The organism is Pseudomonas sp. G7(2022) (assembly GCF_052660475.1).
Window position 1 is genome coordinate 4,334,800 of sequence record NZ_CP109659.1, and the last position, 8,676, is coordinate 4,343,475.

Genomic DNA, 8,676 nt, shown 5'->3' on the forward strand with positions numbered 1-8,676 from the left:
TTACACCCTTGAGCCAGTTGTCATGCCGACAGCGGCAGCGACTTGTGCATCGGCAGGCTGCGCATGCCGTGGCGGATGAACGGCGGCGCCGACTCGCGGTAGCCCAGACGCCGATAAAAAGCCTCTCCGGTGCGGGTACTTCTGAGCATCGAGCGGTCGCTGCCGCGGGTCCGCAGCCAGCCTTCGAGATCCGCCATCAATGCTCGGCCGGCGCCACGGCGAAACCACTCCGGCTGCACATGACACAGCGTGACATCGCCATCGACAGTGGCCATGCCGACGCCGACCGGTTTGTCCTGCAACAGGGCAATGTTCAGATAATGCTGCGGATCGGCGAGCCAGGCGCTGATGTGTTCCTGAGATTGCTGGCGAATCCAGGCCTCGACGAGGAGTGGGTCATTTCGATGATCGAGCGCGCAGCCGACGCGGATCGAACGCTCGACGATACGGCTGATGATGCCGGCATCGGCCGCAGAGGCCGGGCAAATGTAGATGGGTGCATCCATGGCGCAGTTCCCTCAGTCCATTGAGTCAAAGGCCGGGCGACAATAGCGTTGCGACCGGCCGATGACCAATGCAGAGAGGTTACATTTGATGTGCCGGGCTCAGGCCGGTTGCAGCGGCATGGTCAGCTCGACCCGCAAACCGTCCGGGCGGCTGTCGAAATGCAGGGTGCAGGCACAGCGCTGGACAATCGCCTGGACAATCGCGAGTCCGAGCCCGCAACCGGTGCTCTGACCGTTGCGCCAAAAACGTTGGGTCAGGTGTTGCAGATCATCCGGGGCGATCCCCGGCCCATGATCGCGGACCACGAAACGCACGCGATTGGCGGTGGTTTCCAGGCTCAGGTCCACCGCGCCATCCGTCGGCGTGTGACGCAAAGCGTTATCCAGCAGGTTGCGCAGAGCCGCGATCGACAGCACCGCCGGCATTTGCAGGGGCGCAGCGGACAAGTGTTCAGGCAGGTGCAGCCTGATGCGCTGGCGCTGGTCGCCGGCCGAGTCCTGAATCGCCAGTTTCGCGACCTGCTCGGCACTGCACTGCACGCCGTCGTCGAACGACAGACTGCCCTCGACCCGCGCCAGCAACAACAATTGCTCCAGGGTCCGGTGCAGGCGGTCGGCGCCCTCCTCGGCCCGGGCCAGAGACTGGTCGCGGGCACTGCCATCGGTCATCCGCGCCACTTGCAGGTGGGTCTTGATCGCCGTCAGCGGACTGCGCAGTTCATGGGCCGCGTCACCGGTCAGGCGACGTTCGCGCTCGATGGTTTTGCCGATGCGCTGGAACAGTTGGTTCTGGGTTTCAAGCAGTGGTTTCAGCTCGCTGGGGAATGACTGCAACTGCAACGGTTCGAGCGAATCGGCGTTGCGGCGCATCAAGGCTTCGCGCAAGCGATTGAGTGGCGCCAGCCCCTGGCCGATCCCCAGCCACAGCAGGCACAGGCAGCCGAGCAGCGCCACCCCCACCGGCACCGAGGCCGCCAGCAGGATCGACATGTTCAGGGCTTCGCGCTCGATCACCCGGTCGGCGGTGGTGATGCGCACATCGCCACGGGCCAGGGTGAACGTGCGCCATGGCGCGCCATCGATCATCTGGTCGTGGAAGCCCATTTTCTGCGCCTCTAGTGCCTGTTCCGGGTTGTTGTGGCTGCGGGCGAGGATTTCGCCACGCAGCGAACTGACCTGACAGGCCATACCGCCGGGAATGTTCAGTTGTTCTGCACTGAAGTGCGTTCCGTCGCCCTTGCTCGGTATCGCCGGCAACTGCTCCAGCAGCCCGGCAACCATCCGCGCCGACGCCACCAGCCGCTGGTCGAGGGAAAACATCATCTGATTGCGCAGGTCGCTGAGCATCCAGGCAGCCGCCAGGGCCCAGATCAGCGCGAACGCGGCGCCGAGGGTCAGGCTCAGGCGCAGGCGCAGACTCATCACTTGTCAGGTTCTCCACCATCGGCCGGGCCCAGGCGATAACCGAGACCACGCACGGTTTCGACGATGCCTTTGCCGAGTTTGCTGCGCAGGTGATGGATGTGCACGTTGAGCGCGTTGCTTTCCAGTTCATCGCTGAAACCGTAGACGCTGTCCTTCAATTGCTCGGTGGACAGCACCCGACCACGGTTGTGCAGCAGGGCTTGCAGCAGGGACTGTTCGCGGCGGGACAGGTCCACCGAACGGCCCGCAAGAGTGGTTTCGCGACTGCTCGGATCGTAGGTCAGCGCGCCGTGCTCGATCAGGTTGACGCTACGCCCGGCCACCCGGCGCAACAGGGTTTGCAGACGGGCGAACAGTTCCCGCAAATCGAAAGGCTTGAGCAGGTAATCATCAGCGCCGGACTGCAAACCGTCGACCCGGTCAGTCACCGAGTCCCGCGCGGTAAGGATCAGTACAGGAATTTCCAGACCTTGCTGGCGCAGTTGCTGCAACAGTTTGAGGCCATCTTCATCCGGCAGACCGAGGTCGAGCACCATCACGTCGAATTCGGCGACCTTGAGGATCGCCCGGGCCTTGGAGGCCGTATTGACGTGTTCGACCGTCAAGCCCTGGGCCGTCAGCCCGGCGACGATGCCGCTGGCGATCAACTCATCGTCTTCGCAAACCAGTACGTGCATGGTGAGTCCCGTAGAAAAATGCCGATTAGGCGGTTGGCCGATTAAGCTGACATTATGCCCCGAACGCCACAGCGACAAGGGTGCCGCGGTTAATCATCGGTTAATCGCCGCCGCCCATTGTGCTCATCACTTGCACAGGGACAAGGCTCCTCCATGCGTCATATTTTTTTGTTGTTAGCATTTTTGATTTCGGGTCTGGCCCAGGCAGGGAACGATCCTTTTTCGACAAAACCGGAATTTCTCCCGGTCGACAAGGCCTTCGTCCTGACGTCCGAACGTCTGGATTCCGGCGAAACCCAACTGTTCTGGCAGATCACCGACGGTTACTACCTGTATCAGAAACGCCTGAAATTCGATGGACTGGCGGCGGAGAATGCCCCGACCCTGCCCGAAGGCGAATCCCACAGTGACGAGTATTTCGGCGAGCAACCGGTCTATCGCCAGGGTCTTGAACTGAAAATCCCGGCAGCAGCCAAAGGCCAGATCAAGGTCAGTTATCAGGGCTGCGCCGATGCCGGCCTGTGCTATCCACCGCAGACCCGTGTGATCGACCTCGGAGGCAAAGCGGCCGCTGCGGTGGCGGATGAGGCACAGGATCAAGCGCTGGCCAGCGGCCTGCAACAACACACACTGGGGTGGAGTTTGCTGGTGTTCTTCGGGCTCGGCCTGCTCCTGGCTTTTGCGCCGTGCTCGTTGCCGATGTTGCCGATTCTGGCCGGCATGGTGGTCGGCAGCGGTGCCACGCCGCGTCGCGGTTTCGCGCTCGCCAGCAGTTACGTGATCTGTATGGCACTGGTCTATGCATCGATGGGCGTGATCGCGGCGCTGCTGGGGGCGAACCTGCAGGCGTGGTTGCAGAATCCGTGGCTGCTGGGTGCTTTCGCGGCCATCTTCGTGATCCTGGCACTGCCGATGTTCGGCTTTTTCGAACTGCAACTGCCGGTGGCCCTGCGTGACCGGCTGGAGCATGCCTCGCGCAGTCGCAGCGGCGGCAGCCTGATCGGTGCAGGTGTTCTGGGGGCCCTGTCGGGCCTGTTGGTCGGCCCGTGCATGACCGCGCCGCTGGCCGGTGCTCTGCTCTACATCGCGCAAAGCGGCAATGCGTTGCACGGTGGGCTGATTCTGTTTGCTCTGGGGATTGGCATCGGCGTGCCCCTGCTGTTGCTGGTGACCGTCGGCAATCGCTTCCTGCCAAAACCCGGCGCGTGGATGAACCTGCTCAAAGGTGTATTCGGCTTCCTGTTCCTGGGTACGGCGGTGCTGATGTTGCGGCCGGTGCTGGATCCTTCGCTGTGGCTCGCGCTGTGCGGGGCCCTGTTGCTGATTGCGGCATATTGCGCCTGGAAACAGTCCGAAGGCTTCGGCCGGGTCGCACAGTTGTTTGGAGCCAGTTCGCTGTTGCTGGGCATATGGGGCAGCTTGCTGCTGGTGGGCGCGGCGGGCGGTGGCGACGATCCGTATCAGCCGCTGCAGATCTACAGCGCCGGGCGCACCGGTGCCGCGATACCGGACGGCCACGAGGCGTTCACCACGATCAAGGACCCCGCGGCCCTGCAACGTGAACTCGATACCGCCAAGGCCCAGGGCCAGTGGGTGCTCATCGACTATTACGCCGACTGGTGTGTGTCTTGCAAAATCATGGAAAAACAGGTGTTCGGCCAGGCGCGAGTCATGCAGGCCTTGAACGACGTGCGTCTGCTGCGGCTCGACGTCACCGCCGACAATGCCGCCAGCCGCGAACTGCTCGGCCGCTACAAAGTGCCGGGGCCACCGAGTTTTGTGTGGATCGGTGCCGACGGTGAAGAGCGCCGCAGCCAGCGCATCACCGGCGAGGTCGATGCCGACACCTTCCTGCAACGCTGGACCACCACCCGAGATGCCCGTTAATGCTGACTTTCACCCTCGGCACCTTTGCCATCGCGCTTAACCACCTGCTGCTGATCAGTGCCCTGGCGCTGGCGACGTTCGTCGGCTGGCGGGTGGCCAAACGCGGCGGCGATAATCCCGAGTCGGCGCTGTTCAGCCTGTTCCTGCTGGGCATGCTCGCGGCGCGCATTGCGTTTGTCGCTGTGTACTGGGGCCACTATCGCAACGATCTCTGGCAGATCATCGATCTGCGCGACGGCGGTTTCCTCGCCTGGCCGGGGGTGATCGTGCTCTTGCTGGCGGCGCTGTATCGCGGCTGGCGCCGGCCGGGCTTGCGTCGACCGCTGGGTTTCGGTGTGGTCAGCGGTGTGGCGTTCTGGGTGATGGCGACCCTGTCGCTGAACATCTACGAGCAAGGCACGCGCCTGCCGGACATCACCTTGCGCAACGCCGCCGGGGAAACCGTGAAACTCACCGATTATCAGGGCGGACCGCTGGTGATCAACCTGTGGGCCACCTGGTGCCCGCCGTGCCGCCGGGAAATGCCGGTGCTGGAGAACGCCCAGCAACAACGCCCGGACCTGACGTTCCTGTTCGTCAACCAGGCCGAAAGCATGCAAAGCGTCGCCACGTTTCTCGAAACCCAGGGCCTGAGCCTGAACAACGTGCTGTTCGACCGCAGCGGACGCCTCGGCCAGGCCGTGGGCTCCATGGCCCTGCCGACTACCCTGTTCTATAGCCCGGACGGTCGTCTGCTGGGCAGCCATCTGGGCGAGTTGTCGAACGCCAGCCTGGCCCGCGCCCTGGAAAGCTTCGACACCCCGGCCTCCAGCCCGAATCCGGCCACCACTTCTTCAAGGAAACTGCCATGCCCCGCCTCCGCCACCTGCTGACGCTGTCTCTGGGCGCCGCCCTGCTGCACTTGCCGTCGGTCCAGGCCGCTGAAGAACTGCCTGAAGCGATCAAGAAGATCGAAGCCAAGGGCGCCAGGATCGTCGGTCAGTTCGACGCGCCCGACGGCCTGCGTGGTTACGCCGCGCAATACCAGAACCGCGGGATGGCGCTGTACCTGACGCCGGACGGCAAGCACGTGCTGCTGGGCAACCTGTACGACGCCGACGGCAACGACCTGAGCAGCGCGCCGCTGCAAAAACTGGTCTATGCACCGATGGCCAAGGAAGTCTGGGCCAAGTTCGAGGCGAGCAACTGGATTCAGGACGGCAACAAGGATGCCCCGCGCACCGTGTACCTGTTCAGCGACCCGAACTGCCCGTACTGCAACATGTTCTGGGAACAGGCCCGCCCCTGGGTCAAGGCCGGCAAGGTGCAGTTGCGGCACATCATGGTCGGCATCATCCGCGAAGACAGCCCGGCCAAATCCGCTGCGCTGCTGGCTGCCAAAGACCCGGCCAAGGCCCTTGAAGATCACGAGAAGGCCGGCAAGGCCAGCACACTCAAGGCCTTGAAAAACATTCCGGCCGCCGTGCAGACCAAACTTGCAGCGAACATGCAGTTGATGGAAGACCTGGAATTGCAGGCCACCCCGGCGATCTTCTACATGGACGACAAGGGTGAACTGCAACAACAGCAAGGCGCGCCGACGCCGGACAAACTGGCGAAGATTCTCGGCCCGAAATAATGAAAAAAGCCCACTCTCAGGAGCGGGCATTGATTGTGGCTCGAACAATCAACCGCACTTTATGAAGTGGTCGAGAAAGCTATAGTCCTCGCATGTCACTTTCATGGACTTGATGCGTGTTTGCGGTGGCGCCACAAAGTCGATCAATTGATGCAAGGCGCCGCCCTGGTTCAGGCCGTGGTAATCCTTGCTTCCCAGGGATACACCACTGACATCAAAGTATTCGACGGTGCCTTTAAGATGCAGGTGGGCCCAAGTGAACGAAATTCGATCGTAGTCCGCCTTGAATTCAAACTGAATCTGTTGAGGCGGCGATGTGTTGGCCGAGTTGATACACATGCCAAAAGAGAGTTCTTCAATGAACCCGATAGTGTTGTAGCCAAAACGCATGATGCCTGCCGATCCCGCCCCGTCCAGCAGCGTGATCGACATGGTGGGCAAGGTGAAAGTGTAATTGTCAGCGGCGCTGACAAGTTTTATTTCGTGATTATCAAAATTTTCCTCATGAACATAGCGCTGCTTCTGCACCGTTACTCGAGTGATGGGTGATGGCCGATCGATACCCTCCCGCGAGACGATGTAGCTCGCGTCAACCGTTTTACCTTCACTGGCAGCCACTGCCGATGCACTCACGGTGACTGTAACCTCGCCTGATGAATTGCCATCTATCGCTTTCAGTTCAGGTGACCCCTCGCCCGCAGTGCCACGCCACAACGGCATGATACTGTCGGTAGGGCGCATGTCCTTGTACTTGATGACCATCATCGCCTCGTCCAGGACCAGTTCCGGATTCAGCACCTGATGCTGTGTCTGTTTGACAGTCGGTGCCAGTAAATCGGTGTCGGATTGCAGCAAAAGTGCTGTCCAGCGCGGAAATTCATGCGCGGTGCCAATATCCGGATTGTTGTCGAACGTGACAAACACATGTAGCGTCAGTGCCGATTTATCGTCAAGCTGAGTCAAAAAGTTTCGATCAATAGTCAATTCCAGACCGTTGCTCACCTGCTCGGATGTCACTTCCAGCGCCTTGACCAATTCAAGCGTTTCGTGGGTTGGATAATTGCGCTGTCCGACAACGTTGATCCAGATGAGCTGCCCCGGCGCGATGAACAACCAAGGTAAAAGCCGAACACGCGCGTTGCCTGAAAACCTGCGCATGTCCAGAAATTCAGTACCTTCGGTCTTGACGACATCGGGTAACTGCGGTTTCGGCAACTCCTCGGGAGAAATTTGTTCTACCGTCAGCTCAAGTGTATGGGAAAGCTGCACTTCTTCATTCAAGCTTGCCTCGTACCAGATTTTCACGGTTTGACCGACAGACTTACCGATAACCGACGCAGGGATCAAAACCTCAGCGGGAAGCGAAGCCTCCTTCGACTGAGTGGTAAATTTCTCGATATGGCCGGACCTTGCCCAGAAGAGCCCGACACTATGTTCCGTAGTGAGCCCTGGAAAAACGATTTTTACGGTTGTACCGCCCAGAACCTTGGCAGGTTGTAATGTTGAGTTGTGCGAAGCATCAGATACCAATGGAACCGGAAGCTCAGGAACATTTGCTGATTGGCTGGACATGACGACTCTCCTGTCGGCGATCACACGATTCAGCCCACAATGGGCAAAACCATTTAATGCCTGCTCAAGAAGAGCGCGCTACTGTCAGAGTTGACAGTAGCGCGGGACGCAGAAAGGTGATTCAGTCGACGGAAGGGTTCTGTTCAGACAAAAAGGTAAACAACACCTCCGTCACAAACCCGGGATTCTCCAGATTGGAGATATGCCCCGCTTCCGGCACCAGCACACACGAACAGCCAATCAACTCAGCCATTTCCCGTGCTTCCGACGGCGGGCGTGGCTTGTCCTGGTCGCCGCAGACCACCAGTGTGGTCGCCGCATTCAGCTCTCCCAGACGCGGCAACAGGTCATCACGGCCAAAGGTGATGCGCCCCATCGGCACGATGCTCTCGCGCAGGCGTTCAGCTGAATAGCCGGCGAGTTTTGCGCGGAAATCCTGATACAGCGCCGACTCTTTATCGATGCCCGGGCGGAAGAAAATCGGCACCACGATATCCAGCAGTGGCTCGGAGATCCCGCCGCTTTCCTCGATCTGTTTGAACAGCGAGAAGTAGTACTGGCGAGTCGGCTCCGGCTCGACGCCGACGTAAGTGTCCATCAGCACCAGACCGTTGAGCCGCTGCGGCGCCGACAACGCCAGGCGCACGCCCCACATGCCGCCGACCGACAGCCCGACCAGCGTCACCCGGTCGATGTCCAGATGATCGAGCAAGGCCAGCGCCTGGCGTGCGATGTCATCCAGTGATGTGGTGCCTTCAGGCAAACGCCCCGATTCACCATGGCCCCAGAGGTCCAGCGCAATCACCCGATAGTGAGGCGACAGCGCTGCGATCTGCGGCGCCCACATCGCCTGGTCCCACAGGTAGCTGCCGGCCAGCAATACCGCCGGGCCCGTGCCTTGATCAATGTAGTGAAGCGCCTGTCCGTCAACCGTGAAAAAAGGCATCGATAACCCCCGTGGCAAAGAAACTGGAGCCCGAAGACTGAGCGG

The 8,676-nt window shown here is 60.8% G+C and carries 8 protein-coding genes; 3 read left to right on the forward strand and 5 right to left on the reverse strand.

The features are described 5' to 3' along the window. Window positions 1-20: 20 nt before the first annotated feature. The 3 genes from NE357_RS19725 to NE357_RS19735 all read right to left on the reverse strand — a co-directional run bounded on the left by NE357_RS19725 (window position 21) and on the right by NE357_RS19735 (window position 2,608). Window positions 21-506 (reverse strand): GNAT family N-acetyltransferase, encoded by a 486-nt coding sequence (locus NE357_RS19725; RefSeq protein ID WP_169431274.1) that lies wholly within the window; start codon window positions 504-506, stop codon window positions 21-23. Between the two features lie 99 nt (window positions 507-605). Further along, a complete protein-coding gene (locus NE357_RS19730; protein ID WP_169431275.1) occupies window positions 606-1,928 on the reverse strand; it encodes an ATP-binding protein in 1,323 nt (440 codons plus the stop codon). Next, window positions 1,928-2,608, reverse strand: a complete 681-nt coding sequence (locus NE357_RS19735) for a response regulator (RefSeq protein WP_114884486.1) — start codon at window positions 2,606-2,608, stop codon at window positions 1,928-1,930. Before NE357_RS19735 ends, NE357_RS19730 begins: the two co-directional genes overlap by 1 nt. A gap of 153 nt (window positions 2,609-2,761) precedes the next feature. Here NE357_RS19735 and dsbD point away from each other — a divergent pair, with 153 nt between their 5' ends. From dsbD to dsbG, 3 genes are read left to right on the forward strand one after another with little or no spacing between them, the layout of a single operon-like run. Further along, on the forward strand, window positions 2,762-4,495 hold the full coding sequence (gene dsbD / locus NE357_RS19740) for a protein-disulfide reductase DsbD (protein WP_169431276.1): 1,734 nt from the start codon (window positions 2,762-2,764) through the stop codon (window positions 4,493-4,495). Continuing rightward, entirely contained in the window at window positions 4,495-5,367 is an 873-nt protein-coding gene (locus NE357_RS19745; RefSeq protein WP_169431277.1) for a TlpA disulfide reductase family protein, read from the forward strand. The genes dsbD and NE357_RS19745 overlap by 1 nt, the downstream gene beginning before the upstream one ends. Then, complete coding sequence (gene dsbG / locus NE357_RS19750; RefSeq protein WP_169431278.1) at window positions 5,343-6,113, forward strand: thiol:disulfide interchange protein DsbG; 771 nt, start codon at window positions 5,343-5,345, stop codon at window positions 6,111-6,113. Before NE357_RS19745 ends, dsbG begins: the two co-directional genes overlap by 25 nt. 48 nt (window positions 6,114-6,161) lie before the next feature. Here the strand turns inward: dsbG and NE357_RS19755 are convergent, their stop codons facing one another. Then, the gene (locus NE357_RS19755) at window positions 6,162-7,685 is read right to left on the reverse strand and encodes a hypothetical protein (protein ID WP_169431279.1); all 1,524 of its coding nucleotides are present in this window, start codon (window positions 7,683-7,685) and stop codon (window positions 6,162-6,164) included. 121 nt (window positions 7,686-7,806) lie between these two features. Beyond that, window positions 7,807-8,631, reverse strand: a complete 825-nt coding sequence (locus NE357_RS19760; protein ID WP_169431280.1) for an alpha/beta fold hydrolase — start codon at window positions 8,629-8,631, stop codon at window positions 7,807-7,809. Window positions 8,632-8,676 lie beyond the last annotated feature (45 nt).

What these genes read in the sequence shown, in the direction of transcription:
- NE357_RS19725 (WP_169431274.1), bottom strand. Translation starts at nt 506, where the DNA reads ATGGATGCACCCATCTACATTTGCCCGGCCTCTGCGGCCGATGCCGGC.
- NE357_RS19730 (WP_169431275.1), bottom strand. Translation starts at nt 1,928, where the DNA reads ATGAGTCTGCGCCTGCGCCTGAGCCTGACCCTCGGCGCCGCGTTCGCG.
- NE357_RS19735 (WP_114884486.1), bottom strand. Translation starts at nt 2,608, where the DNA reads ATGCACGTACTGGTTTGCGAAGACGATGAGTTGATCGCCAGCGGCATC.
- dsbD (WP_169431276.1), top strand. Translation starts at nt 2,762, where the DNA reads ATGCGTCATATTTTTTTGTTGTTAGCATTTTTGATTTCGGGTCTGGCC.
- NE357_RS19745 (WP_169431277.1), top strand. Translation starts at nt 4,495, where the DNA reads ATGCTGACTTTCACCCTCGGCACCTTTGCCATCGCGCTTAACCACCTG.
- dsbG (WP_169431278.1), top strand. Translation starts at nt 5,343, where the DNA reads ATGCCCCGCCTCCGCCACCTGCTGACGCTGTCTCTGGGCGCCGCCCTG.
- NE357_RS19755 (WP_169431279.1), bottom strand. Translation starts at nt 7,685, where the DNA reads ATGTCCAGCCAATCAGCAAATGTTCCTGAGCTTCCGGTTCCATTGGTA.
- NE357_RS19760 (WP_169431280.1), bottom strand. Translation starts at nt 8,631, where the DNA reads ATGCCTTTTTTCACGGTTGACGGACAGGCGCTTCACTACATTGATCAA.